We start from the raw sequence: 24,085 nt of genomic DNA on the forward strand, positions 1-24,085 counted from the left end.
CGGCCGTCAGTGCAGGATCAAGACGGCCCAGCGCGCGCCGCACCCGCCGGATCAGCACCGCGCCGCGCGGCGTTGCAAAGGTGCCACGGTGGGTGCGGTCGAACAGCGGACCGCCGGCGATGGATTCGAGCTTGTGCAGGGCCTGCGTCACGGCGGGCTGCGACACGCCGCTCGCCTGTGCCGCCTCCGTCACCGACCCCGACTCTGCGACCGCCAGCAGGACGCGCAGATGCCGGAGCCCCGCGCCGGTCACAGTCTTTGCAGCAGCGCATCCGCGCGCGCGGCAAGATCGTCCCCTGCCGCCGCTGCGCCTGTCGCCGCAATCTCGTCCTGCCATTCCGCCGTGGCCGTCGCCATCCGGCCCGTCAGGCCAAGCGCCGCGACGGTTGCCGCGGCCTCGCGCATCTCAGCAGCACGACGGGCACCGTGGACCATCATCCGGTCAAGGTTGTAGGCCCCGCGCCCGCGCCAATCCGCGCCGGGCTCGGACGCGTCGAGCGACGCGATGACCTCATCCTCGACGCCCGCACGGCGAGCGGCCAGCAAACATTCGGCCGTCAGCGCCTCGATCCCCTTGATCATCACGGACCGCAACATCTTGATCGTGGAGGCGCGGCCGATGTCGGTGCCAGCATACGCAGGCCGCATGTCCAGCGCCGTCAGAACATCCATCGCGACCTGTGCGTGCGGACCGGACACCAACAGCGGGACGTGGTGCAATTTGGGAAAGACCGGTGCCATGACGGCCACATCGACATAGCGTCCACCCGCAGCGGCAATCACCTGCCCCGCTGCGCGCTTGATTTCTGGGGCGCAGGAGTTGCAGTCGAGCCAGAGTGCACCCGACGCAACATGAGGTGCCGCATCTCGAGCCGCCTCCAGCGCCTTGTCGGCCGTGACCATGCTGAAGATCACCGGCGCATCGGCCAATGCAGCGGCAATGTCACCGGACCCCGCCACCGCGTATTCAGCATACCGCGACAGCAGCGCGTCGCGGGTCGCAGCATCGTCCGTCTTGACGTCGTAGGTCGTGATCCGCGACGGACGCCGGTCCTCCCATCCGGTCACAAGGGCCATGGCCGCTTCTCCGAAACCGACAAAGGCAATGTGATCGGTCATGGCTCCCTCCGGTCGCGTATGCGGATCAGGATAGGTCGGCCCCCGATCGATGACCAGCGCTTATAGCGTCTACTTATGCTGTTGCACGGCTTTCTAATTGGGCAACGTCCATCCCCACTGCTAGACACGACCCAAGCACCGACCGGAGGAACCATGCCCGCATCCCGCACAGCACTAGTCATCTCAGCCCATGCGGCAGACTTTGTTTGGCGCTGCGGCGGGGCCATTGCGCTGCATCAGCAGCAGGGCGTGAACGTTACCGTCCTGTGCCTGTCCTATGGCGAGCGCGGCGAGAGCGCCAAGCTGTGGAAGCAGGAGGGGATGACGCTGCAGAAGGTCAAGGATGCTCGGCATGCAGAGGCCGAGGCAGCCGCCGAGGCGCTTGGGGTGCACGATCTGATCACGCTCGACATGGGGGATTATCCGCTGGATTTCACCCGCGCGAACAAGGACCGCATCGTCGACGTGATCCGCGCCGTGCAGCCGTCCTTCATGCTGAGCCACAGCCAGTATGACCCCTACAACACCGACCACATGAACACGACCAATGCCGTTCTTGAATGTCGGATGATCGCGCAGGCCTGGGGTCACAATCTGGGCGGCAAGGTGTTGGGCGCGCCGCAGCTGTACCTGTTCGAGCCGCACCAGACCGAGCAGATGGGCTGGAAGCCCGACACCTTCCTGGACATCACGCCGGTCTGGGACCGCAAGCGCGCCGCGATCGAATTCATGCAGGGGCAGGAACACCTGTGGGACTATTACACCCGCGTGGCCCAGCAGCGGGCGAACCATTTCAAGCGCAACTCCGGCGGGCAGTCGGGTGGGCGTGACTGCAAATTTGCGGAAGGCTTCCAGTCGATCTTTCCGCGCACGGTGGACAGTCTTTAATAGGTGCGGTGACGGATCACAGCCACGATATCGCCCATCTGGGCCATGTCGAGATGCTGACCGACCGCTTCGACGACAGCCTTGATTTCTTCACGCGCATCTACGGGCTGCACCTGTCCGGGCGGGACGATGTCAGCGCCTATCTGCGGGCCTGGGACGATTACGAACATTGCACGCTGAAGCTGACGCGGTCCGACACCACCGGGGTCGCGCATATCGGCTACCGCGCGGCGTCGCCCAGCGCTCTGGACAGACGGGTCGCCGCGATCAAGGCGTCGGACTTCATCAACCACGGTTGGGTGGACGGCGACGACAGCCACGGCCGCGCCTATCGGTTCGAGGACCCGTTCGGCCACCTGTTCGAGGTCTACTACGACACCCGCGGGTTCGCGGCGCAAGACGACACTCGCCGCCCCGCGCTGAAGAACACGGCATCCGCCTTTACCGGGGCCGCACCGCGCCGGATCGACCATGTGAACCTGCTGGCGGCCAACGTGACAGAGTTCAGGCGATTCATGGAAACCTGTCTTGGCAGCCGCGTCACCGAATACATCGCACTGGACAACGGGCGGATCGGCGGATGCTGGTTCACCGTCAACAACAAGACCTACGATCTGGCTTGCACCGAAGAACACGGGCCCGGCAAGGGTCGCCTGCACCACGTGACCTATGCCTCCGACCAGCGTGAGGATATCCTGCGCGCTGCCGACGTCTTCTTGCAGAACGGCGTGCATATCGAGACGGGACCGCACAAGCATGCGATCCAGGGGACGTTCTTTCTGTATGTCTGGGAGCCAGCTGGCAACCGGGTGGAACTGGCCAACGCCGGTGCCCGCCTGATGCTGGCCCCCGACTGGAAGCCGGTGAAATGGACCGAGGCTGACCGCCGCAAGGGCCAAGCCTGGGGTCTGAAGACCATCGACACGTTCCACACCCACGGCACGCCTCCGGCAAAGGATCACTGACATGGCGCAGGTCGTCCAGAACATTACCCGCGCGCAGGCCGACGTCATCGACGCGCTTGGTCGCGCCGGGGCCGCCACGGTGCACGAGGCGCAGGGCCGCATCGGTTGCCTCGCGTCCTACATGCGACCGATCTATGCGGGTGCGCAAATTGCCGGATCGGCAGTCACGATCTCTGCCGCACCCGGCGACAACTGGATGATCCACGTCGCGATCGAGCAGTTGAAAGAGGGCGACATCATGGTGCTGGCACCGACGTCGCCCTGCGACATGGGCTACTTCGGCGACCTGCTTGCCACGTCTGCGCAGGCGCGGGGCTGTCGGGGCCTCGTGATCGACGCGGGCGTGCGCGACGTGCGCGACCTGACGCAGATGGGCTTTCCGGTCTGGTCCAAGGCCGTCAGCGTGGCTGGCACGGTCAAGGAAACGATTGGCTCGGTGAACGTCCCCATCGTCTGCGCCGGACAACTGATCGAGACGGGCGACGTCATCGTCGCCGACGACGACGGCGTCGTCGTGGTGCGCCGTGCCGATGCGGCGGAGGTCAATGAGAAGTCGCAGGCGCGGCTGGCGCTGGAAGACACGAAACGCAAGCGGCTCGCGGCCGGTGAACTTGGCCTCGACATCTACGACATGCGCGCCCGGCTGGCCGAGAAGGGCCTGACGTATGTCTGACGGCATCCCCTGCCTGTGGATGCGCGGCGGCACATCGAAGGGGGCGGTCTTCCTTGCCTCCGACCTGCCTGCCGACACGGCGGCGCGCGACAGTCTGCTGTTGCGGATCATGGGATCGCCGGACCCCGCGCAGATCGACGGGATCGGCGGGGCTGACCCTTTGACGTCGAAGGTCGCAGTGCTGTGGCCCGCCAGCCGCGCCGACGCGGACGTCGACTACCTGTTCCTGCAGGTCTTCGTGGATCAGGCGCTGGTCAGCGATGCGCAGGGCTGCGGCAATATCCTGGCGGCGGTCGGCCCCGCCGCCATCGAACGCGGTCTGGTGGCGGTCGCGGGCCCGGAAACGCCGGTCCGCATCCACATGGTCAACACCGGAGAAGTCGCCACCGCGACGATCCAGACGCCCGGCGGTCGCGTCAGCTACACCGGCAGCGCCCGCATCGACGGGGTTCCCGGCACGCACGCCGCAGTGCCGCTGCTGTTCGACAGCCTTGCGGGGTCCATGTGTGGCGCGCTGCTGCCGACAGGCCATGCGGTCGACACCATCGACGGCATCGCCTGCACCCTGATCGACAACGGGATGCCTTGCGTTGTCATGGCGGCCGCCGACCTTGGCCTGACGGGGGCAGAGGATCGCGCGACGCTCGATGCCGATGTGGCGCTGAAGGCGAGGCTGGAAAGGATTCGTCTGCAGGCCGGGCCGCTGATGAACCTTGGCGACGTGACCGACAAGAGCGTGCCGAAGATGACGCTGGTCAGTGCAGTATCCGGTGCCACGATCTCGACCCGGTCGTTCATCCCGCACCGCTGCCATGCGACCATCGGCGTCTTTGCCGCCGTGACCGTGGCCACCGCCTGCACCCTGCCGGGATCGCCGGCGGCACAGTTGGCTACTCTGCCCGACGGCGACGTCTTCCGCATCGCGCATCCCACGGGGGCCGCAGAGGTCATCCTGCGCCGCGACCCGGACGGGCACGTCCGTCAGGCCGGCACCCTGCGCACTGCCCGCAAGCTGTTCGATGGGCTTGTCTTTCCGGGGCCGGCGTAATGGCCGGGACCGTCCGCAACACCGCGACCGACAGGCCCGCCGGGCCTGTCGCTTTCATCACCAAGGGAGGAAACATCATGATGAACCTGTTCAAGACTGCCTGCGCCGCGACGGCGCTTCTGGCTGCAGCCCCGGCCGTGGCCGAAACCCTGTCCATCGCGCACTTCGTACCGCCGCAGCACACCCTGACTTCGGCTGTCATCGACCCCTTCATCGCGGCGGCCGCGAGTGGCGGGTCCGGGCTGGAGGTCAATGTCTATCCGGGTGGAGAGCTGGGTGCCGGGCCGCTGGAACAGTATGTCAGGGCCGTGCAGGGCGTGGCCGATATCGTCTGGGGGCTACAGGGCTATACCTCGTCCCAATTCACCATGACGATGCTGTCGGAACTGCCGGGCGTGAAGGCGGCAGACCGCAACGGCTATGACATCCTGTGGGATGCCTATGACGCCGGCCTGCTGGAACAGGAGTTTCCGGCCACCGTGCCACTGGCCCTGTGGCTGTCGGAACCCAACATCTTCATCATGAAGGACCACGACGTCCGCACGCCCGACGACATCGCGGGGTTGAAGATTCGCGTGTCCGGGTCCGCCGCCGCCCGCGTGATCGAGGCGCTGGGGGCTACTCCGGTGCAGATGCCGGCGAACGAGATGTACAACGCGCTGCAAACGGGTCTGATCGACGGGATTGTGACCGGTGCCTCGGCCGTCGGCGATTTCAAGCTGGACGAGGTGGCGAACAGCTATACCACCGGACCGGCGCTGGGGCAGATCTCGTTCTACTTCGTGATGAACGCCGCGCGGTACGAGGGTCTGAGCGACGTCGAACGGGCCGCCATCGATACGATCAAGGGGCGTCCGCTGTCCAAATCGGCAGAGGACGGCTGGAACGCCGCCGCTGCCAGCGTGCTGGAAAGCGTGAAGGCCACCGGCGACAACACGGTAATCGAACTGACAACGGACGAGGCGGCCCCCTTCGACGCGATCACCGCACCGCTGGGTGAGGCGATTGCAGCCGAAGTCGGCGGCGAAGAGGTGCTGGCCACCATGCGCGGCCAATAGGAGATGCTGGACCGTCTGGACCGGTGGGCGGCGGGGCTGACCAGCCTCGCCGCCCTGATCGGCACATTGGGACTGATCGCCGAGGTCGTGGTGATCCTTGCCGACGTGGTGGGCCGCTATTTCGGCGCACCCCTGTCTGGGGCACAGGACGTGTCCACCATGGCCATGGTCATCCTCGTCTTCGGCGGCATGGCCCTGTGTGATCGGCAGGGCGGCCATATCGCCGTCGATCTGTTCGAAGGTGCCATGCCCGTTTGGATGCGCCACGCAGGCGACGTGATCTCAGCATTACTAGGTGCTGCAATCTTTGCGGGGATCGCCTGGACCATGTGGGAAAGCGCCCAGCTGTCGAAGATGCTGAACCTGGCCACAAACATCATCCAGCTGCCCAAGGTCTGGTTCCAGTATGCGGTCATCGTCTTTTCCCTGATCGCCGCCTTCGGCATGGGCCTGCGGGCCGTGACGCTGATGTTTGGCGGGATGCGCAGGCACCGGATCGAGGACGCGCTATGACCGATGTTTCCATCGGCCTGACCGGAATCGCGATCCTGCTGGCTTTGCTTGCGCTGCGTGTCCCTGTCGCCTTTGCGATGTTCGCCGTGGGCTTTGGCGGCATCGTGCTGTTGCGCGGGTGGGACGCGGCGACAAGCCTGTTGGCCTCCGAAAGCTTTACCCTCGCTTCGTCGTCGGAACTGATCGTCGTGCCGCTGTTCATCCTGATGGGCAACGTCGCAACCGAAACGGGCATGAGCCGCAGGCTGTATGACGCGGCCTATGCCCTGATCGGGTCCGTGCGGGGCGGTCTGGCATCCGCGACCGTGATCGGCTGCGGCGGCTTTGCGGCACTGTCCGGATCGTCGGTCGCATCCGCGCTGACGATGGGCAAGGTGTCCTTGGGCGAGATGGAGCGGTTCGACTACGATCCGCGACTGGCTGCCGGGTCGGTCGCCGCGGGCGGCACCCTGGGCATCCTGATCCCCCCGTCCACCGGGTTCGTGATATACGCCATTCTGGCGCAGGAAAGCATTGGCCGCCTTTTCCTGGCGGGTGTCCTGCCCGGCTTGCTGCTGTTGGGGATGTTCGTCCTGACCATCAGCATCCTGTGCTGGTTCAACCCGAAACTCGCCCCGATGGGACCGCGCACGACGGTCCGCGAAAAGATCACCGGCATCACCGGCGCAGCCCCCATCGGCGTCGTCATCGTCCTGACCATCGGCGGCATCTATGGCGGCCTGTTCTCTCCGGTCGAGGCGGCGGCAGTCGGTGCGGGCCTCGTCATCATCTGGGGCTTCCTGACCGGGTCGTTGGGCCTGGCGTCGCTGTGGCTGGCCTGCAAGGATTCAGTGGTGACGACCGCGACGGTCATGCTGATCCTGATCGCGGCCCACCTCGTCAATCCGTTTCTGGCCCTGTCCCATATCCCGCAGGCGGTCGGCGAATTTCTGGCCGCATTGGACATCCCGGCGCTTGGCGTTCTCGGCCTGATCCTGCTGTGCTACATGGTGCTGGGCTGCTTTCTTGAGGGGTTCGCCATGCTGGTGCTGACCATGCCGATCTTCTTTCCGGTCATCACGGCGCTGGGAATCGACCCGATCTGGTTCGGCGTGCTGGTCGTCCTGACGCTGGAGATGGGGTTGATCTCGCCCCCTGTCGGCGTGAACGTCTTCATCGTGAAATCGGTCGCACCGAACGTGCCGCTGGGGCAGATATTCCTTGGCGTCATCCCGTTCTGGATCGCGATGTTCGTGACCCTGCTGATCCTGATCGCCTTCCCGGAGATCTCTCTCTACCTGCCCAGCACAATGATCACCGGCGGTTGACTGGCCTGCGGAGGGGTCTAGGTCTAACACGCAATCCAGCCCGTCAGGAGCGTCGATGTTCGATCACGTCAAGTTCGGTGTCACCGATTACGAGGCCAGCAAGGCCTTCTATCTGCGCGCCCTCGCCCCCTTGGGCATCCGGGCCGGGCACGAAGGGCCACCCTCCTCGGGGATCGAACTGCTGACCGAGGCAGAGGCGTCGCTGTGTCTGTTCCAGACGGACCAAACCCCGGCGCACCTTCATATCGCCTTCACGGCGCAGTCCCGTCAGCAGGTGGACGAATTCCATGCCTGTGCCTTGGCAGCCGGCGGCACCGACAACGGTGCACCCGGCATCCGGCCCCAATACAGTGACACCTATTACGCGGCCTTCATCCGCGACCCGGACGGCCACAACATCGAGATGGTCTGCCACGCGGCCGAATGACGACGGATCAGGCCGGTGTCATGGGGTCGATGCGGTGGGCCTGAAAACCGTCGGCCAAGCGGATCAACCGAATGTCCGACACGACGCCCCCCTTCGCAAAGGGATCGCCCTGCGCAAAAGCCATGGCGTTCGCCTCGCTCTCGGACTGCAGGATGCCGAAGTTGCCCAGCGCCGTCATGTCGGGATGCAAGGTGGCGCTGCCCACCAGCACACGCGCCAGACCGTCGCCACCCGTGGCGACCCAGGCGCGATGATCCGGCCGCAGGGCGTCGCGTGTCGCGTCCATGTCGGGATGGTGGGTGCATTGCATCAGAAAGAACATCACCCGCCCTCGTTTTCCAGCACGACCATGCCGGTGCCGGTCATGGATGCGGGCGAATAGTAGTGCGAGTGGACAGTGCGCACGGTGTCATTCATCGCCGCGCGCATCACGAGCCACATGATCAGTTCGGCCCCCTCCGATCCGAAGGTTTCGACGAAATCCTCGCGGGTCATGTCGCGGTATTTCTGTGGGTTGGGGCCGATGTCGGCCAGCCAGGCCTGATCTGCGGCCGCGTTGATGAACCCGGCACGACTGCCCTGCAACTGGTGCGACAGCCCGCCGGTGCCCAGGATCGCGACGGTTTCGTCAGTGTCCCAGCTTTCGATCGCGCGACGCAGAGTCTGGCCCAATTGCCACATTCGCTGCGGGGTCGGGATCGGATACTGGATCGTGTTCACAAGGATCGGCACAATCTTCGTGGGCCAGGCCTCTGGCCTGCCAAAGAACAGCTCCATCGGAACCTGTAGTCCGTGATCCACGTCAAGTTCCATGCAGACCAGCGGATCGAAATGGTCGGCGACCATCGTATCGACCAGATGCCACGAGAAATCCTGCGCGCCGATGAAATCGGGCACCGGGCGTGGCCCCCAGCCTTCGTCGGTGGGGCGATAGCGGTCGGCCACGCCGACGGCCAGCGTCGGAATCTTGTCGAGGAAGAACGCATTGCCGTGGTCGTTGAAGATCACGACGGCAATGTCGGGCTTGTGGTCCGCCACCCATTGTTTCGCCGGAATATAGCCGTCGAACAGCGGCTTCCAGTCGGGCGTGTCCGCCAACCCCTTGTCGATGGCCGCCGCGATGGACGGAACGTGACTGGTGCCAAGGCCGCCGATGATCCTAGCCATTCTTCTTTTTCCCCAATCGGTTATTCAGAAATTCGTCGTGGTCCATACCCGCCTGCGCCGCGCCGATCTGCGTGATGGGCGTCGGGTCGACGGCGGAAATCTTGAGGATATAGAACAGGTTGCCGCCAAGTCGCATCATCTCGTTCCAGTCGCGCGACATCACTGCCTGCTTCTGGTCGGGCGAAAGTCCGTAGCGGTCGATGTAGGCGGATTCGTCCGCCTTGAAGGCGGCGCGGTTGTCCGGCTGCGACAGACCGTTGGCCATCTTGTTGATCGCATAGCCGGATGTGGACCGGGCGCGATCGAACAACGGCGTCTGCGGAATGACGTCGCCTTCGGCGCGGGACTTGATAAAGGTCATAAGGAGGTATCCTCTTGCAGGAACGGGACAAGGGCCGCGGCGGTCTCAGTCGGGCGTTCGACAGGGGCAAAGTGGCCCGCATCCTCGATCACGACAAGCCGCGCGTCGGGCAGAAGGGCGAGCATGTCTTCGTGCTGGGACACGGGGCTCCAACTGTCCTGACGCCCGACCATCAGCAGGACAGGGCAGGCGATCTCGCGCAGATAGGCGGCGGCGTCGGGACGGTTCACCAGCGCCTTGATCTGACGGGCATGAATGTCGGGCGTCTGGCGCAGCACCATCGCGGTCAGTGCATCCATCAGGTCGGCGTCACCGTGGCGGTCCGGGTGGACCATGCCGGGCAGCCAGCGGTCGCAGAGGGCCTGCATCCCGTTGGCATGGGCGAAGGCCACGATCTCTTCGCGCTTTTCACGCTCACCATCCTTCAAGGGGTGGATGCCAGTATCGAGAAGCGCCAACCGGTCGATCCGGTTCGGGGCCATGCGCGCCATCTCGAGCGCCACACGGGCCCCCATCGAATGACCGGCGACGCGCAGACGGCCCTCGGCCAGGGCAAGGCAATCCCGCGCCATATCCGTGATGTCGCTTTGCGAGGTCAGGTCGGCAACGACGACATCAGGACCAAGCTGGTCCAGAACGGGTGCCCAGACGGTGCGGTCGCAGATCAGACCGGGGATCAGGACGATGGTGTGATCGGTCACGCGCAGCCTCTTTCGTGTTGAAAGGACCTGCATCCGATGCCGGTCGCCGCTGCCTTGGGCGTGTTCTTCATGAGGCGATCCAATCTTGTCATGTCATGCGGCCACCTATGCCGTGCGGTCAGACCGCGAGAAGGTCGAACCGGGCTGCCACCAGCGCGGTTCTGTCGACGGGTCCGCCCGCCAGACGCTTACGCGCCTGCATGTGCGTCCTGGCGTCGTTGACCGTCTCGACCGCCGACAGCCTGTCGCCGGCAAAGCGCCAGACAGCGCCGTCGTCGCCGGTCAAAGCCTCGTCCTGCGGCGTGGCCAGTCCCGCAATCTGCAATTTGGCATCTGCCTGGTCCGACCAGAACCACGGCACGGCGGCATAGGGATCGTCCGACTTGCCCATCAGACGGCGTGAGATCAGGCGCGCATGGTCCGTCGCCGCCTGCACACTTTCCAGCCGCACAGGGCGTCCGGTGGTGGGATCGGGAAAGACCGCGCAATCGCCCAGCGCGGATATCGCGGGATCTTCGGTCAGCAGCCGGTCATCGACCACGATGCCGTTGTCGACGCGCAATCCTGCGTCCTGTGCCAGCACCGTGTTCGGCACGACGCCGGCCGCCAGAAGGGTCACGTCCGCGGCAATGGCGGTCCCGTCCATCAGCATGATGCCAGTGTCCGTCACCTGCGTCACCGCGGATTCCAGATGAACCGTCGTTCCCACATCGCGGTGCAGAGTCAGAAACCGGTCCGACATCTCGGGCGACACGACGCGCGACATCAGGCGGGGCGCGGCCTCGGCCACTGTAACGACGTGGCCCAGACCGGCCGCGACGGCCGCGAATTCCAACCCGATGAAGCCGCCGCCGATCACCGCGCAGCGGCGGGGGCTGTCCAGGACCCGGCGCAGCCGCAGCGCATCCTCAAGCGTGCGCAGGTCCAGCGCGCGGTCAAGGCCGGGAATGGTCGGCCGCAAATTGCGGGTGCCCGTGGCCAGGATCAGGTGATCGTAGGCAAAGCTGCGGTCGCCTGCGTGGACCGCCTTGCCCACCCTGTCGATGCGGTCCACCCAGACACCGCTGACGAGCGTGATGTCCGACTTGGCAAAGAACGTGTCCGGCCGCAGCCGCAGCGCGTCGGCATCGCCGGTCTTGAGATAGGCCTTGGACAGCGGCGGGCGCTGGTAAGGCAAACCGGCCTCACCGCCGATCAGCGTGATGGAGCCTGCAAAACCGTCCTGCCGCAGCGACATGGCAGCCTGAAGCCCACCTTGCCCTGCGCCGACGATGACGATGCGGTCCACCGGAGTCAGACCTGATCGGTCGGCAAATGCACGACCAGACCGTCAAGATCCTCGGTCAGCTTGATCTGACAGGACAGGCGAGAGGTCGGCTTCACGTCGTCGGCAGCACATTCCAGCATGTCGTCCTCGCCCGCGCGACGATCGCCGGTCCGGTCGGTCCAGGCATCGTCGACGTAGCAATGGCAGGTCGCGCACATCATCGCACCGCCGCATTCACCGACGATCCCGTCGACGTCGTTGTCGAGCGCGGTCTGCATGACGCTGGCTCCATCGGTGGCATCGACCGTGGTTTCCGTGCCGTTTGCGGCGATGTAGGTCACCTTGACCATGTCATGTCCTTTCAGGATCAGTTCAGCGTGACGGGCATGTTGATCGGCCCGCGAAATCCGAAGCCACGCCATTTCACGGCCGAGGGGTCAGGCAGGGTCATGTCGGGGAACCGTTCGAACAGGGCGGGCAGCATGATCTCGCCCACCGTGCGGCGGGCGATATGGGCCCCGGCGCAATGGTGCGGGCCGCTGCCAAAGGCCTGATGCGGGTTCTTGTCGCGAAAGACGATATAGTCCTCGCCATTCTCGAACAGATCCTCGTCGCGGTTGGATGATGCCTGGATGGTCATCACCGTGTCGCCCTTGGGAATGTCGAAACCACCGATCTCGGTATCTTCCAGCACCAGCCGGCTGGACGCCTGGATGGGTGCGACCCAACGCACACCCTCTTCGAACGCTTGCCCCCAGGCCTGTTGCCGCCTGACTTCTTCAAGCTGGTCGGGATTGGTCAGGAGGCCATAAACGATAGTGGCCATCGCATCGCGAGGCTCGTTGATGCCGCCGCCAATGGCGATCTTGATGTTGGCGTAGATCTGGCTTTGCGGGATCGGGTCGTCGGCATTGACCATCAGCGAAAAGGCCGAGGCGTTCGGGTTCGCCTTGTGATAGTCCACAAGGCTGTCGAAATGGGCGTTCATCTCGTCATTGGCGCGGTCGGTGACGGCAAAGGGTTCAGGTCGCCAGGCAAAGTTGCCGGCCCCGTCGATCAACTGCTGCGACCAGCGCATCATCTGTTCGTCGGTCGCACCGTCCAGACCAAGGATGTGCGTCAGGATCGCCGCAGAAACCGGTCCGCAGATTTCTTTGTAAAGGTCGACCGTTTCGCCCTTCTTCAGACGCGACAGGTAGGTGTCGGTGATGTCGCGGTAGATCTGCGCCCAGTTTTGCTTGATGACCTTGGGCGTGTAGGCCAACTGCATCGCCATGCGCTCGCGCCGGTGGTCGTCGCCGTCCTTGCGCATCAGCGTATGGGCGCGAAAGGCGGGTTGCATGGGGGTATTGGGATCGTTGGAACTGAAAAGCTCTGGATTGTCCTTGACCAGCTTCGTATGCGCCGCCTTGGTCAGAAAGGTCCGCTTGACCCCTTCGACCCGCACGACGGGCGTTTCGGCCCGCATCCGGCGATAGATCGGATAGGGGTCCAGCGTCAGCTGATCCATGCCCACGTCGGTGTCGACCGGTGCCAAAGGCATCTGCTGTCCTCCTCCCAAAGGTATCGCTTCAAGCTAGCGGGCGGCGCTTCATCTGAAAAGGTCATCCAATGGATGATTGCCATCTGGTTTTCAGATCGTAGACTGAGGCATGACCCAGAGTGATCTGCTGTCCCTCGACCTGCGCACCTTCCATCTGCTTGCGGCTGTGGCCCGTGCGGAATCCTTCACGCGGGCGGCAGAGGTGCTGGGCGTCAGCCAGTCCGTCGTCAGCTACAACGTGGACAAGTTGCGACAGGTCTTCGACGATCCGCTGTTCGTGCGCATCGCGGGTCGGACCCGGCCCACGGACCGGTGCCGGGCAATCATCGCCTTCGCCGACACGACCATCGCAGAGGCGCGCCGCCTGCGGGCCTCTGGAAGGTTCGACCCTTTGACGGCGACGGATCGGGTTGTCATCGCCTGCAACTACTATGAACGGATGCTGATCGTGCCGCGTGTGGCCGCGGCGCTGACCCGCGCGGCACCCGGTATGGAGGTCGAGATCGTCGATGCCTCTGGCACAGGTCACGAGAAGCTGCTGAACCGGGAGGCCGACCTGCTGATCGGCCCGTTCCAGCGCGACGACGCGGCGTTCTACGCGCGCACGCTGACGACGGATAGCTATGCCTGCCTGATGGACCCGGATCACCCGGACGCGGATGCCGCGCTGACGCTGGCGCGATACCTGTCGCTTGACCATATCCTCGTGACCTACGGCGGACGCTGGCGGTCCAATTACCTGTCGGAACTGGACCGCCTTGGTCATGCGCTGCGTCCGGCGATCCGCATTCCCAGTCCCGCAGGGATCGAAGAATTGGTCCGCGGGTCGTGTCTGGTGGCGACCCTTCCGGCAGCCCTGGCCGCCAAGGTCGGTCTCGGTCTGCGCGTGATCCCCTGCCCCGTTGCGGTGACGCTGCCCGTGCAACTTGTGTGGACCGCCGAAAAGCACGACTCCGCCATGCTGAAATGGGTGCGCGATCTGATTGTGGACAGTTTTCAACGCCCCACGACTGGTGCGGCCTGACCACAACGCGACGATGGGGCGGCCACAGCGCATCTGGACCTGCCACCATTCGCGTCCGACAGTCCGCGCAACATCGGGAGAAGCCGCAATGACCAACAGCCGCGATCAGCAACGCCGCACGCTTGCCCTGCTTGACGCGACACCGGCATGGCACCGGCTGTGTGCCGTCCGGGACGACCTTGACGATACTGTCGCGGCAGCCATCCTGGATTCGGCTGGGCGCTTTTCGGACGATGTGATTGGGCCGCTGAACATCGCGGCGGACCGCGTTGGCTGCACCGTCGCAGGCGGTCGCGTGCGTGTGCCTGAGGGCTATCACGCCGCCTGGCGCGGTTATGCCGACGGCGGCTGGATCGGGATTGACCTGCCGGAGGACAGGGGCGGCAGCGGCCTGCCGGTCGTGTTGCAGGCGGCGGCGGCGCAGATCTTCGACCGGGGCGGCATCGCGTTCAACATGGCCACCGGAGCCAGCCGGTCCGGTGCCGTCTTGTTGGCCGAGCATGCGCCCGACGACATTGCCGCAGACTGGGTCCCTGCCCTGATCTCCGGTGCGCGCACCGCGACGATCTGCATTTCGGAACCCGGTGCCGGGTCGGATGTCGGACGCATCCGCACGGTGGCCGCGCTGACGGACGGGGGCTGGCGGGTTACGGGGGACAAGATCTGGATTTCGTTCGGCGACCACGACCTGACCCCGATGATCGGCCACTGCCTGCTGGCGCGGACCTCCGACGCGCCCGGCACGCGCGGGCTCAGCCTGTTCCTCGTGCCGTCCGCTCAGCCCGACGGCCACTCCAACGGCGTCTCGCTTTTGCGGATCGAAGACAAGATGGGGCTGCACGGGTCGCCCACCTGCGCGCTGCATTTCGACCGCGCCGAGGCCACGCTGATCGGTAAGACGGGGCACGGGCTGTCGCAACTTTTCACGATGATCGAACTGATGCGCCTTCAGACCGGGTGTCAGGGATTGGGCATCGCCAGCCTGTCCTGCGACGTGGCGATCGCCTTTGCGCAGGACCGGGTGCAGGGCGGCCCATCCGATGCGGCCCCGGTGCCGATTGCAAGCCACCCGGACGTGCAGCGGCAACTGCGATGGATGCGCGGGCAGACAGAGATCCTGCGGGCCGCCGTGCTGGAGCTGGCCACGCAGATGGATCTGGCACGGTCGGGCGATGTGACGGCTGCGGCCTATACCGCCTGGCTGCTGCCGCTGATCAAGACCTTCGGCGCCGAGACTGCCAGCGCCGTCGCCAATGCAGGCCTTCAGGTGCTGGGCGGGGCGGGCTACACCGCCGACTGGCCGTTGGAGCAGGCGGTTCGCGACGCCCGCGTTTTGGCGATCTACGAAGGCACCACGGGGATGCAGGCCATCGACTTTCTTGACCGCCGCCTGATCCGGGATCGGGGTGGTCTCGATGCTTTCATGGCGCAATCCGGCGATATCACTGGTGCAGGTGCGACAGTTCTGGCCCATTTTGCCGCACTAGCCGAAACATTGCGCGCTTGTCCGGATGCGACCCGTCGCCTCTGGGCGGCGGACGCCTGGCTGCGGGCAGGATGGCTGGCCCTGACTGTTGTTCTCGCGCCGCGCGTGGCTATCAGCGACCCGGACGCAGCCCATGCAGCATTGGCGCAGATCGTGGAAAGGTTCGCTGTCCACGATGCGGCAGTGCGGGACGCCTTGCGATAGCGCAAGCCACCGAACAGCCCCGCACCCCTATCTCGGTTGCAGCCCGGTCGCACTGGTGCCAGCGACCTTCACGCCTGGGTGTCCCCATCCCCGCGGATTGCGGCATCTGTGAACAGGCGGTCGACGGTGGCCTCGCGATGACGCAGGACGGCGCGCTGATTGACCGACCCCTTGTCCGTGATTTCACCCTTGTCGAAAGACAGCGGGGTATCCAGCACAAGCGCCCGCATGATCCGGTTGGCCGATCCGGTGGACCGTCCGGCATGGGCCTGCAACAGGCTTTGCAGGCGGGCGATCAGGGTCGGATGATTGAAAAGGGTCGCATCGTCCATTTCAGTGCCGCCATCGACCAGTGCTTCGACGGCGGGGCGGTAGGGGACCAGAAGCGCGCCCAGGTCGGCGCGCCCCTCGCCCGCGATCACAGCATCCCGCACCAGACCGCCCAGCGCATCGACCAACGCGGCCCGCAGCGCGCCGACCGCGACCCAGGTGCCGGTCCGCAGCTTGAAGTTCTCGGCGGTGCGCCCGTCGAAGACGAAGCCACGCGCAGCGTCACCCGGCACAGCAAAGCGCATGGCGTCGCCCATGCGATAAAAGCCTTCCTCATCGAAGGCCTCGGCGCTTCTGACCGGGTCACGCCAGTAGCCGGGCGTCACGTTGGGGCCTTTGAACCGCGCCTCTAGCTTGTCGCCGTCGGGCACGAGTTTCATCGTGACGCCTTGGGCCGGAATGCCGCAGTTGCCCGGCCCGTCCTGTGGATCGGTGCAGAAGATCGCGAAGGGGGCGGTTTCCGTGGACCCGAGCCCGGTGGACAGCAGCACGCGCCGCCCGATGGCCGCGACGGACAACGCCTCGAGCCGGGCCCAGGTATCCGCGGCCATGCCGGCACCGGCATAGAGGATCATCTTGACGTCGCGAAAGAACGCATCGCGCAGGGCCATGTCGCGCTCCATCTCGGTCACAAGGCGTTCGTATCCGGCAGGCACGTTGAAATACCAGGTGGGCGACACTTCGCGCAGATTGCGGATGGTTTCCTTCATCCCCTCTTGCGTCGGCTTGCCGGCGTCGATGTAGAAGGTGCCACCGTTGTAAAGCGCCATGTTGAACACCTTGGAACCGGACGCGACGTGGTTCCAGGGGGCCCAATCCACGAAGACGGGCGGTTCGTCGCGCATGAAGGCGTAGCAATCCAGCACCATCTGCTGGTTGGAACACAACATCCGCTGGGTCTGGATGACCGCCTTGGGCGATCCGGTCGTGCCGGAGGTAAACATGAACTTGGCGACGGTATCCGGGCCAGTCGCCTGCCGCGCGGCCTCTGCCCGGTCGGACGCGGGTGTGGCAATGACATCGGCCCATGACAGAACCGCGCGGTCCGGCAGCGATCCGGTCACGGCGATGACGGGAATGTCGGGTGCGAAAACGGCTGTGATCGCGTGGGCGAACAGGTCCGCGTCGCGCACAAGGACGGCACCCGGCGTGATCTGCGCGGCGATGGACCGCAGCTTTTCGTAGTCGGTGCTGACAAGGGAGTAGGCGGGGGCGACGGCAGCCGATGGCACGCCGACATATTGGGCCGAGAGTGCCGCGATCGCATGGTCCAGGCCGTTGCCCGACAGGATCAGCAAAGGCTTGTCCACGGTTAGGCCGTGATCCAGAAAAGCAGTGCCGACTCGCGGCATCAAGTCGCCAAGCTGTCGAAACGTGACCTTGATCCAGTCGCCGTCGGGTCCGCGTTCGGCCATCCACGGATGGTCCGGCCGCACGTCGGCCCAGTGCAGGATGCGGTCCGACAGGCGGTCCGGATAAGGCCCCAGCGGGTCTTCGCGCCAGACGAGCAACGTGCCGTCGGGACGGGTCCGGGTTGCGACGACCGGATGCCACAGGGCCACGTCGCGCATCGGGGTCGTCTTGACTTCGGTCATCGTGTCTTCCTCCACCTTGCGCCAGTATTGGATACAAAAAAATCGTTTCCAAGGAAAACTTTTACGCATATACGATTCCGCAACAGAAGGGGACGATGCGACGTGGACGACAGCACCTTGAATGAACAGGTCACCTACGAATTGCGCGGCGATATCGCCCTTGTCGGGCTGAACCGACCGGAAAAGCGCAACGCGATCAGCGACCGTTTCGTGCGAGCGATCGAAGTGAACGTCAGGCGGGCCCGCGCCGAGGCGAAGGCCGCGGTCCTGTTCGGTCACGGGACACATTTTTGCGCCGGCCTCGACCTTGCGGAACACGTCAAGAAGACCCCGATGCAGGGCGTCGAAGGCAGCCGAGCCTGGCACGACGTGTTCGCCCAGATCGAATTCGGGCCGATCCCCTGGATTGCGGCCTTGCACGGCGCGGTCGTGGGCGGCGGGCTTGAACTTGCGGCGTCCACCCATGTGCGCGTTGCGGACGACTCGACCTTCTTTGCCCTGCCGGAAGGTCAGCGGGGCATCTTCGTCGGCGGCGGCGGATCGGTGCGGATTGCGCGACTGACCGGCGTGGCGCGGATGACCGACATGATGCTGACCGGTCGTTCCGTCGATGCCCGGACGGGCGAGCGCTGGAACATCGTGCAATACGTCGTGCCCAAGGGCGAAGCGCTGGATCACGCGATCAGTCTGGCGGAACGCGCAGCGTCGAATTCGACATTCTCCAATTACGCGATCATCAACGCCCTGCCCCGGATCAACGAAATGGCACCAGCCGACGGGCTGTTCGTGGAAAGCTTCATCTCGTCGTTTTCGGCCACCACGCCCGAGGCAGAAGCGCGATTGAACGATTTCCTGCAACGTGGTGCGGGCAAGGTGAAGGCCCCGAATTCATGACGGGAATCGAGGCCATCGATCCGGTTCAGGCCGACGACCAGCACGTCACTGTCGGCGCATTGCAGCATTCTCTCGGTTTCCTGATGCGGATCGCCCAACTGCGCGTCTACGACAAGTTCTATGCGCGCTTCGCCGACAGTGACCTGCGGCCCGGCGAATTTTCGATCCTCTGGGTGATCCATCTGAACCCGGGTATCCGACAGGGTCGCCTGGCCCAGACCCTGAACATCAAGCCCGCCCATATGACCAAGACGATCCGCCGGCTCGAGGACAGCGCGATGGTTGCCCGCCACGTCCCTGACGCCGACCGCCGATCTGTTCACCTGCGTCTGACAACTGTCGGCGAGGACTTCGTCGCCGCGAACGAGGCGCATTTCTTTGGCGTCAACGCCTATCACGACAGCGATCTGACGCCGGACGAGTCGCGCCAACTGGCCGGGTTGCTGATGAAATACTGCGGCTTTGCGCCGAAGGAGACGACATGAACCTCGACCGGATCAAGGCCATCGACATCCACGTCCATGCCGAAGAACCCTGCTGCGGTACCCGCGACGACGGCTACACCGAATTCCAGCAGGGCATGGCAAAGTATTTCAAGAACCCCGCCGGGGTCGACGGGATGCTGCCCTCGGTGCAGGACACGGCAGATTATTACCGCGAACGCGACATCGCCTGCGTGATCTTCCCCGTGGACGCCGAGAGGGAGACGGGTTTCCGCCGCTACTCCAACGAGGAAGTCGCCCGAATCGCTGCCGAAAACAGCGACATCATGATCCCTTTCGCGTCCATCGACCCGGCCAAGGGTCGCGCCGGTGCACGCGAGGCGCGGCGACTGGTGCGCGAATTCGGCGTGAAGGGGTTCAAGTTCCATCCCACGATGCAGGGCTTCTACCCCAACGACCGCAGCGCCTATCCCCTGATCGAAGCCATCGCCGACGAGGGCGCGATCACACTGTTCCACACAGGCCAGACAGGCGTGGGATCGGGGATGCGTGGCGGCATGGGAATGCGCCTGAAGTATTCAAACCCCATGCATCTGGACGATCTGGCCGTCGATTTCCCCGACATGCCGATCATCGCGGCCCACCCCAGTTTTCCGTGGCAGGAAGAAGCGCTAGCCGTGGCGCAGCACAAGCCGAACGTCTACATCGACCTCTCCGGCTGGTCGCCGAAGTACTTCCCGCCGATCCTCGTGCAATATTGCAACTCGATCCTGCAGGACAAGATGCTCTTCGGGTCAGACTGGCCCGCGATCACCCCGGACCGCTGGCTGGCGGATTTCGAAAAGCTTGAAATGAAGCCGCACGTCATCCCCAAAATTCTCAAAGACAATGCGAGACGGCTTTTGAAACTATAAGACCTTGAGGGAGGAACGAACATGAGACGACACGTCAATCTGATGGTTGCGGCGACCGTGACGATGCTGGCCGGAGGAGCGGCCATCGCACAGGACCTGCGGGTCGCCCCGGCGGCGCCGCCCGTGCATCCGGCCTATTACATGTACGAAAGATTCGCGGAATTCCTGACCGAGGAATCGGGCGGCACGATGACCGCGACCATCATCGGGCCCGAAGTCGTGGCGCTGCCGCAGGTGAAGGATGCCCTGCAATCGGGGCTCGCGAACATCGGCAACGCCTTGCCGCTGTATTTCGCCGCTGACTTTCCCGAAACCGGCGTTGCGGGCGATCTTGCGCTGCTGGGCCGCAATTCCTACGCGATGGGCCTCGCGATGACCGACTTCGGCGTCAACTGTGCCCCCTGCCAGGCAGAGTTCAAGCAATTCGGCAGCGTGTTCCTTGGGGCCGGATCGTCGGATGTCTACGTCCTGCTGACCACGACACCCGTCCGCACGGCGGAAGACCTGCAAGGCCTGCGCCTGCGATCTGGCGGCGCGCCCTACTCGCGCTGGGCCGAACATTTCGGTGCGACGCCCGTTAATATTGCCGTAGGCGACACCTTCGAGGCGATGAGCCAAGGCACCATCGACGGATCGATGGGGTCCATCGTGGACATGCTGTCGTACCGTCTGGTCGACGTAGCGAAATACGTGACACTCGTCCCGTTGGGCACCTATCACGTCACGTCGAACTTCACCGTGGCGGCAGAGACCTGGAACGCCATGTCGGTCGAGGATCGCACCGTCCTGGTCGCCGCGGCCAATCGTGGAGACACCCAGTTGACCGACCGCTGGGCGATCCAGTTGCCGCAGGAAGCCAACGATGCGGTCGCGGCCAGCAGCATCGAGGTCATCACCCCGGATGAGGCGTTCCTGAAGGCGTCCGACGACTTTGCCGCCGCCGACGTGGCAGAGCGCGAGGCCGCCAACCCGCTGGCAAAGCAATTCGCCGACACGGTCGAGAAGTGGACCGCCATCGTGGACGAAGTGGGTGACGATCCCGTGGCGCTGGCCGCGCGTGCGCAGGACGAAATCTGGTCCAAGGTCGATCTGACCACCTACGGCAACTGATCCCGCACATCATTGCCCGGCCTCTTGTGGGGGCCGGGTATCTGCATCCTGTCAGGCGGCACCATGAAATTCCTGCTTACCCTGTCCAGCAGGCTCAATACCTTGCTGGCGCTTATCGGTGCAGCAGCCGTCGTCGCGATGATGGCGCACATCTGTCTCGACGTGGCGCTGCGGAACCTGTTTCGCCATTCCATGAACTCCGCCCCAGAGATCGTGGCCCGGTACTACATGGTCGGCATCGCCTTTTTGCCGCTGGCCTGGCTGGAGCAGCGACGCGACATGATTCAGGTCGAACTTCTGGATTTCGCCATGTCCGACCGCATTCGCCGCTGGTCCGATGTCACCGTCATGCTGATCGCGGCGCTAGTCTACCTGATGCTAGCGCGCGCGACATGGCCCAAGGCGTTCAGCGAGATGCGCACCGGGGCCTTCGTGGACCTGGTAAACATGCAGATGCCGGTCTGGCATTCGTATTTCCTGCCGCCGCTGGGATTCAGCATCGCCGTCGTGGCCTGCCTGCTGACCGCGCTGGTGATTGCAAGACCGCGCTTGGCGGACCTGGACGGATACCACAATGAGCGTTGAAGTCGGGTTCTACGGCATCGCCATCCTCGGCCTGCTGCTTTTGTTGCGCCTGCCGGTGGCGCTGGCGCTGATCCTGGTGTCCTTCGGCGGGATCGTGGCACTGATCGGAGTGAAGCCCGCCTTCGGCATCCTCCAGAACACGCCCTATTCCTTCGTCGCGAGCTGGACGATGAGCGCGGTGCCCATGTTCCTGCTGATGGGTTTCATCGCCTTTCACACCGGACTGACCGGCGGCCTGTTCGACGCGGCCAAGATTCTGCTGGCGCGCCTGCCCGGCGGCCTTGCCATATCGTCGATTTTTGCCTGCTCTGCCTTCGCCGCCGTATCCGGGTCGTCGCTGGCGACCGCCGCTGCGATGGGCCGCATCGCAATCCCCGAGATGGTGGCGGCGGGCTATCGGCCGTCCATTGCCGCCGGCAGCATCGCTGCAGGCGGCACGATCGGTGCCTTGATTCCGCCGTCCATCCTGATGATCATTTACGGCATCATCGCCGAAACGTCGGTGACGCAGGTCTTTGTCGGTGGCATCACCATCGGATTGATGACGGCGTTTTCTTACTGCGCTGTCGTGCTGCTGATCTGCTGGCTGCGACCCGACATCATACCTCCGGGCGGGGCAACGGCTCCAGCCGACGGACTGCAGGTCCTGCTGAAAGTTCTGCCTGTCGGCTGCCTTGTCCTGCTGGTCTTTGGCGGGCTGTTTTCAGGCGTCTTCACCGCGACAGAGGCGGGGGCCGTCGGCGCAATGGGCACGATTCTGATCGCATTGGTCACAGGTCGCATGACTCGCGAAGCCTTTCGCAGTTCCGTGCTGGAGACCGTCACCACGACGGGATCGCTCCTGATCATCGGGATCGGAGCGACGATGTTCACCCGCTTCCTCGGGCTTTCAGGCTTGTCGGGCTTCATCGCCTCCACCGTGTCGGACGCCAATCTGTCCTATCTTTGGCTGATGCTGGTCATCGTCGGCATCTACCTCGTCCTCGGCACGTTCATGGAACCCTTCGGTGCGATGCTCGTCACCCTGCCGGTCTTTCTTCCCGTGCTGGAAGCGCAGGGTGTGTCGCTGGTCTGGTTCGGCGTCCTGGTCGTCAAACTGCTGGAGATCGGGATGATCACCCCGCCGGTCGGCATGAACGTCTTCGTGATCAAGAACGTGGCCGACAAATACGTGACCGTGGCACAGGTCTTTCGCGGCGTTCTTCCGTTCGTCCTGGCGGATCTCATCGTCGTTGCGATCGCGATCGCCTTTCCGACCGTGATCCTGTTTCTGCCGAGCTTGATGAATTGACGGCTTTGAAGAATTGTCTGATGGCTGGCGATTGCGGCCCGATCATTGAGCGAATGGACGTCGTCCTTGTTCACGAAAGACCAGCGACATCCGCCTCACAAAATTATTTACAAAAGTATTAAAGTAATACTTAATCGCCGGACATCATGTTTTGGGAGGAACACCATGTCTATCAAGTCAACTCTGCTGGCCAGCGCCGTTATCCTGTCGCCGCTTGGCGCATCGGCGCAGGACCTGACCATCGGCTTTTCGCAGATCGGGTCGGAATCCGGCTGGCGCGCGGCCGAAACCACAGTGACCAAGCAGGAAGCTGAAGCACGCGGCATCGACCTGAAGTTCGCGGATGCGCAACAGAAGCAGGAAAACCAGATCTCGGCGCTGCGGTCCTTCATCGCGCAGGGCGTCGATGCAATCCTGATCGCACCCGTTGTGGCCACCGGCTGGGACGGCGTTCTGGAAGAGGCGCAGGACGCCGAAATCCCCGTCATCCTGCTTGACCGGACCGTGGACGCGCCCGAGGAGCTCTATCTGACTGCCGTGACATCGGAACCTCGTGCACGAGGGCGAAGTCGCCGGTCAATGGCTGGTGGACGACATGGCCGGTGCCGATTGCCGCATCGTGGAATTGCAGGGCACGACGGGTTCATCCCCTGCCATCGACCGCAAGACCGGCTTTGAGAACGCGATTGCCGGGCATGACAATCTGGAAATCGTGCGGTCCCAGACCGGCGATTTCACCCGCAGCCAGGGCAAGGTCGTGATGGAAAGCTTCCTCAAGGCCGAAGGTGGCGAAAACATCTGCGCCCTTTATGCCCATAACGATGACATGGCCGTGGGTGCCATCCAGGCGATCAAGGAAGCAGGTCTGAAGCCGGGCGAGGACATCAAGATCGTCGCCATCGACGCCGTGCCGGACGCTCATCTTGCCATCGCCAACGGCGAGATGAACGCCACGATCGAGCTGACGCCGAACATGGCGGGCCCGGCGCTGGACGCGCTGGCCGCCTATCTGACCGACGGTACGATGCCGCCAAAGTGGATCCAGACCGAAAGCCGCCTTTACACGGCGGCCGACGACAACCAGGCGATCTATGAAGAGAAGAAGGGCCTCGGCTACTGACGATCAAGGCCGGAACCGGCCGTTTCTGTTGATCCAGCGGATGACACCGTGC

The 24,085-nt window shown here is 64.4% G+C and carries 28 protein-coding genes; 18 read left to right on the forward strand and 10 right to left on the reverse strand.

Annotation, left to right across the window (positions count from 1 at the left end; translation table 11 throughout):
- Both ACOI1H_RS11865 and ACOI1H_RS11870 read right to left on the reverse strand, forming a co-directional pair.
- The coding region (locus ACOI1H_RS11865; protein WP_422437696.1) for a LysR family transcriptional regulator at positions 1-253 on the reverse strand (253 nt) is incomplete at its 3' end.
- Complete coding sequence (locus ACOI1H_RS11870) at positions 250-1,119, reverse strand: DUF1932 domain-containing protein (protein ID WP_422437697.1); 870 nt, start codon at positions 1,117-1,119, stop codon at positions 250-252. The genes ACOI1H_RS11870 and ACOI1H_RS11865, both read right to left, overlap by 4 nt.
- A 153-nt stretch (positions 1,120-1,272) precedes the next feature.
- Between ACOI1H_RS11870 and ACOI1H_RS11875 the strand changes: the two genes are divergently transcribed.
- The 8 genes from ACOI1H_RS11875 to ACOI1H_RS11910 are packed head-to-tail and all read left to right on the forward strand — an operon-like array spanning position 1,273 to position 7,998.
- Positions 1,273-2,007 carry a PIG-L deacetylase family protein gene (locus ACOI1H_RS11875; RefSeq protein ID WP_422437698.1) on the forward strand — a complete coding sequence of 245 codons (735 nt, stop codon included), beginning with the start codon at positions 1,273-1,275 and terminating at the stop codon, positions 2,005-2,007.
- Positions 2,008-2,015: 8 nt separating this feature from the next.
- A complete protein-coding gene (locus ACOI1H_RS11880; RefSeq protein ID WP_422437700.1) occupies positions 2,016-2,972 on the forward strand; it encodes a VOC family protein in 957 nt (318 codons plus the stop codon).
- A gap of 1 nt (position 2,973) precedes the next feature.
- On the forward strand, positions 2,974-3,645 hold the full coding sequence (locus ACOI1H_RS11885; RefSeq protein ID WP_422437701.1) for a 4-carboxy-4-hydroxy-2-oxoadipate aldolase/oxaloacetate decarboxylase: 672 nt from the start codon (positions 2,974-2,976) through the stop codon (positions 3,643-3,645).
- On the forward strand, positions 3,638-4,693 hold the full coding sequence (locus tag ACOI1H_RS11890; RefSeq protein WP_422437702.1) for a 4-oxalomesaconate tautomerase: 1,056 nt from the start codon (positions 3,638-3,640) through the stop codon (positions 4,691-4,693). Before ACOI1H_RS11885 ends, ACOI1H_RS11890 begins: the two co-directional genes overlap by 8 nt.
- Positions 4,693-5,751: a TRAP transporter substrate-binding protein gene (locus ACOI1H_RS11895; protein ID WP_422437704.1), complete on the forward strand. Its 1,059-nt coding sequence runs from the start codon at positions 4,693-4,695 to the stop codon at positions 5,749-5,751. Before ACOI1H_RS11890 ends, ACOI1H_RS11895 begins: the two co-directional genes overlap by 1 nt.
- Positions 5,752-5,754: 3 nt before the next feature.
- Positions 5,755-6,264, forward strand: a complete 510-nt coding sequence (locus ACOI1H_RS11900) for a TRAP transporter small permease (protein WP_422437706.1) — start codon at positions 5,755-5,757, stop codon at positions 6,262-6,264.
- A complete protein-coding gene (locus ACOI1H_RS11905; RefSeq protein WP_422437708.1) occupies positions 6,261-7,571 on the forward strand; it encodes a TRAP transporter large permease in 1,311 nt (436 codons plus the stop codon). The genes ACOI1H_RS11900 and ACOI1H_RS11905 overlap by 4 nt, the downstream gene beginning before the upstream one ends.
- A 55-nt stretch (positions 7,572-7,626) precedes the next feature.
- Positions 7,627-7,998: a VOC family protein gene (locus ACOI1H_RS11910; RefSeq protein WP_422437710.1), complete on the forward strand. Its 372-nt coding sequence runs from the start codon at positions 7,627-7,629 to the stop codon at positions 7,996-7,998.
- Between the two features lie 7 nt (positions 7,999-8,005).
- On the opposite strand, the gene ACOI1H_RS11915 is transcribed toward ACOI1H_RS11910, so the two are convergent.
- The 7 genes from ACOI1H_RS11915 to ACOI1H_RS11945 form a co-directional block, all read right to left on the reverse strand.
- Positions 8,006-8,320 (reverse strand): YciI family protein, encoded by a 315-nt coding sequence (locus ACOI1H_RS11915; protein WP_422437711.1) that lies wholly within the window; start codon positions 8,318-8,320, stop codon positions 8,006-8,008.
- Positions 8,320-9,165 (reverse strand): class III extradiol dioxygenase family protein, encoded by an 846-nt coding sequence (locus tag ACOI1H_RS11920; RefSeq protein ID WP_422437712.1) that lies wholly within the window; start codon positions 9,163-9,165, stop codon positions 8,320-8,322. The genes ACOI1H_RS11915 and ACOI1H_RS11920 overlap by 1 nt, the downstream gene beginning before the upstream one ends.
- Positions 9,158-9,526, reverse strand: a complete 369-nt coding sequence (locus tag ACOI1H_RS11925) for an extradiol ring-cleavage dioxygenase (RefSeq protein WP_422437713.1) — start codon at positions 9,524-9,526, stop codon at positions 9,158-9,160. Before ACOI1H_RS11925 ends, ACOI1H_RS11920 begins: the two co-directional genes overlap by 8 nt.
- Positions 9,523-10,227, reverse strand: coding sequence for an alpha/beta fold hydrolase (locus ACOI1H_RS11930; RefSeq protein WP_422437715.1), 705 nt, complete (start codon positions 10,225-10,227; stop codon positions 9,523-9,525). The genes ACOI1H_RS11925 and ACOI1H_RS11930 overlap by 4 nt, the downstream gene beginning before the upstream one ends.
- A 118-nt stretch (positions 10,228-10,345) precedes the next feature.
- Positions 10,346-11,515: an NAD(P)/FAD-dependent oxidoreductase gene (locus tag ACOI1H_RS11935; RefSeq protein WP_422437717.1), complete on the reverse strand. Its 1,170-nt coding sequence runs from the start codon at positions 11,513-11,515 to the stop codon at positions 10,346-10,348.
- Between the two features lie 5 nt (positions 11,516-11,520).
- Entirely contained in the window at positions 11,521-11,844 is a 324-nt protein-coding gene (locus ACOI1H_RS11940; protein WP_422437718.1) for a 2Fe-2S iron-sulfur cluster-binding protein, read from the reverse strand.
- Positions 11,845-11,861: 17 nt separating this feature from the next.
- A complete protein-coding gene (locus tag ACOI1H_RS11945; protein ID WP_422437720.1) occupies positions 11,862-13,037 on the reverse strand; it encodes a cytochrome P450 in 1,176 nt (391 codons plus the stop codon).
- Between the two features lie 109 nt (positions 13,038-13,146).
- Between ACOI1H_RS11945 and ACOI1H_RS11950 the strand changes: the two genes are divergently transcribed.
- Together ACOI1H_RS11950 and ACOI1H_RS11955 are read left to right on the forward strand one after the other, a co-directional pair.
- A complete protein-coding gene (locus ACOI1H_RS11950) occupies positions 13,147-14,061 on the forward strand; it encodes a LysR family transcriptional regulator (protein WP_422437722.1) in 915 nt (304 codons plus the stop codon).
- An 88-nt stretch (positions 14,062-14,149) separates the two neighbouring features.
- Positions 14,150-15,751, forward strand: a complete 1,602-nt coding sequence (locus ACOI1H_RS11955; protein WP_422437723.1) for an acyl-CoA dehydrogenase family protein — start codon at positions 14,150-14,152, stop codon at positions 15,749-15,751.
- Positions 15,752-15,819: 68 nt separating this feature from the next.
- Here ACOI1H_RS11955 and ACOI1H_RS11960 read toward each other — a convergent pair whose 3' ends face one another.
- Positions 15,820-17,676: a feruloyl-CoA synthase gene (locus tag ACOI1H_RS11960; RefSeq protein WP_422437725.1), complete on the reverse strand. Its 1,857-nt coding sequence runs from the start codon at positions 17,674-17,676 to the stop codon at positions 15,820-15,822.
- Positions 17,677-17,778: 102 nt separating this feature from the next.
- Here ACOI1H_RS11960 and ACOI1H_RS11965 point away from each other — a divergent pair, with 102 nt between their 5' ends.
- From ACOI1H_RS11965 to ACOI1H_RS12000, 8 genes are all read left to right on the forward strand, one after another.
- Positions 17,779-18,570, forward strand: a complete 792-nt coding sequence (locus tag ACOI1H_RS11965) for a crotonase/enoyl-CoA hydratase family protein (RefSeq protein WP_422437727.1) — start codon at positions 17,779-17,781, stop codon at positions 18,568-18,570.
- Entirely contained in the window at positions 18,567-19,055 is a 489-nt protein-coding gene (locus ACOI1H_RS11970; RefSeq protein WP_422437729.1) for a MarR family winged helix-turn-helix transcriptional regulator, read from the forward strand. Before ACOI1H_RS11965 ends, ACOI1H_RS11970 begins: the two co-directional genes overlap by 4 nt.
- A complete protein-coding gene (locus tag ACOI1H_RS11975) occupies positions 19,052-19,927 on the forward strand; it encodes an amidohydrolase family protein (RefSeq protein WP_422437731.1) in 876 nt (291 codons plus the stop codon). Before ACOI1H_RS11970 ends, ACOI1H_RS11975 begins: the two co-directional genes overlap by 4 nt.
- 21 nt (positions 19,928-19,948) lie before the next feature.
- Positions 19,949-21,037 (forward strand): TRAP transporter substrate-binding protein DctP, encoded by a 1,089-nt coding sequence (dctP, locus tag ACOI1H_RS11980; RefSeq protein WP_422437733.1) that lies wholly within the window; start codon positions 19,949-19,951, stop codon positions 21,035-21,037.
- Between the two features lie 63 nt (positions 21,038-21,100).
- Positions 21,101-21,622 (forward strand): TRAP transporter small permease, encoded by a 522-nt coding sequence (locus ACOI1H_RS11985; protein ID WP_422437735.1) that lies wholly within the window; start codon positions 21,101-21,103, stop codon positions 21,620-21,622.
- Positions 21,612-22,913, forward strand: a complete 1,302-nt coding sequence (locus tag ACOI1H_RS11990; RefSeq protein ID WP_422437737.1) for a TRAP transporter large permease — start codon at positions 21,612-21,614, stop codon at positions 22,911-22,913. Before ACOI1H_RS11985 ends, ACOI1H_RS11990 begins: the two co-directional genes overlap by 11 nt.
- Before the next feature lie 165 nt (positions 22,914-23,078).
- On the forward strand, positions 23,079-23,591 hold the full coding sequence (locus ACOI1H_RS11995; RefSeq protein ID WP_422437739.1) for a substrate-binding domain-containing protein: 513 nt from the start codon (positions 23,079-23,081) through the stop codon (positions 23,589-23,591).
- Positions 23,509-24,033, forward strand: a complete 525-nt coding sequence (locus tag ACOI1H_RS12000) for a substrate-binding domain-containing protein (protein ID WP_422437740.1) — start codon at positions 23,509-23,511, stop codon at positions 24,031-24,033. Before ACOI1H_RS11995 ends, ACOI1H_RS12000 begins: the two co-directional genes overlap by 83 nt.
- Positions 24,034-24,085 lie beyond the last annotated feature (52 nt).

Origin of the sequence: Loktanella sp. DJP18, from assembly GCF_049310965.1 — a bacterium.
Lineage (GTDB): Bacteria > Pseudomonadota > Alphaproteobacteria > Rhodobacterales > Rhodobacteraceae > Loktanella.

Bases quoted from the DNA above. Each gene is read 5' to 3' on its own strand.
- ACOI1H_RS11960 (WP_422437725.1), bottom strand. From the start codon at position 17,676: ATGACCGAAGTCAAGACGACCCCGATGCGCGACGTGGCCCTGTGGCAT.
- dctP (WP_422437733.1), top strand. From the start codon at position 19,949: ATGAGACGACACGTCAATCTGATGGTTGCGGCGACCGTGACGATGCTG.
- ACOI1H_RS11900 (WP_422437706.1), top strand. From the start codon at position 5,755: ATGCTGGACCGTCTGGACCGGTGGGCGGCGGGGCTGACCAGCCTCGCC.
- ACOI1H_RS11970 (WP_422437729.1), top strand. From the start codon at position 18,567: ATGACGGGAATCGAGGCCATCGATCCGGTTCAGGCCGACGACCAGCAC.
- ACOI1H_RS11990 (WP_422437737.1), top strand. From the start codon at position 21,612: ATGAGCGTTGAAGTCGGGTTCTACGGCATCGCCATCCTCGGCCTGCTG.
- ACOI1H_RS11890 (WP_422437702.1), top strand. From the start codon at position 3,638: ATGTCTGACGGCATCCCCTGCCTGTGGATGCGCGGCGGCACATCGAAG.
- ACOI1H_RS11955 (WP_422437723.1), top strand. From the start codon at position 14,150: ATGACCAACAGCCGCGATCAGCAACGCCGCACGCTTGCCCTGCTTGAC.
- ACOI1H_RS11950 (WP_422437722.1), top strand. From the start codon at position 13,147: ATGACCCAGAGTGATCTGCTGTCCCTCGACCTGCGCACCTTCCATCTG.
- ACOI1H_RS11895 (WP_422437704.1), top strand. From the start codon at position 4,693: ATGGCCGGGACCGTCCGCAACACCGCGACCGACAGGCCCGCCGGGCCT.
- ACOI1H_RS11995 (WP_422437739.1), top strand. From the start codon at position 23,079: ATGTCTATCAAGTCAACTCTGCTGGCCAGCGCCGTTATCCTGTCGCCG.
- ACOI1H_RS12000 (WP_422437740.1), top strand. From the start codon at position 23,509: ATGGCCGGTGCCGATTGCCGCATCGTGGAATTGCAGGGCACGACGGGT.
- ACOI1H_RS11920 (WP_422437712.1), bottom strand. From the start codon at position 9,165: ATGGCTAGGATCATCGGCGGCCTTGGCACCAGTCACGTTCCGTCCATC.
- ACOI1H_RS11925 (WP_422437713.1), bottom strand. From the start codon at position 9,526: ATGACCTTTATCAAGTCCCGCGCCGAAGGCGACGTCATTCCGCAGACG.
- ACOI1H_RS11945 (WP_422437720.1), bottom strand. From the start codon at position 13,037: ATGCCTTTGGCACCGGTCGACACCGACGTGGGCATGGATCAGCTGACG.
- ACOI1H_RS11975 (WP_422437731.1), top strand. From the start codon at position 19,052: ATGAACCTCGACCGGATCAAGGCCATCGACATCCACGTCCATGCCGAA.
- ACOI1H_RS11870 (WP_422437697.1), bottom strand. From the start codon at position 1,119: ATGACCGATCACATTGCCTTTGTCGGTTTCGGAGAAGCGGCCATGGCC.
- ACOI1H_RS11915 (WP_422437711.1), bottom strand. From the start codon at position 8,320: ATGTTCTTTCTGATGCAATGCACCCACCATCCCGACATGGACGCGACA.
- ACOI1H_RS11910 (WP_422437710.1), top strand. From the start codon at position 7,627: ATGTTCGATCACGTCAAGTTCGGTGTCACCGATTACGAGGCCAGCAAG.
- ACOI1H_RS11985 (WP_422437735.1), top strand. From the start codon at position 21,101: ATGAAATTCCTGCTTACCCTGTCCAGCAGGCTCAATACCTTGCTGGCG.
- ACOI1H_RS11940 (WP_422437718.1), bottom strand. From the start codon at position 11,844: ATGGTCAAGGTGACCTACATCGCCGCAAACGGCACGGAAACCACGGTC.
- ACOI1H_RS11885 (WP_422437701.1), top strand. From the start codon at position 2,974: ATGGCGCAGGTCGTCCAGAACATTACCCGCGCGCAGGCCGACGTCATC.
- ACOI1H_RS11905 (WP_422437708.1), top strand. From the start codon at position 6,261: ATGACCGATGTTTCCATCGGCCTGACCGGAATCGCGATCCTGCTGGCT.
- ACOI1H_RS11875 (WP_422437698.1), top strand. From the start codon at position 1,273: ATGCCCGCATCCCGCACAGCACTAGTCATCTCAGCCCATGCGGCAGAC.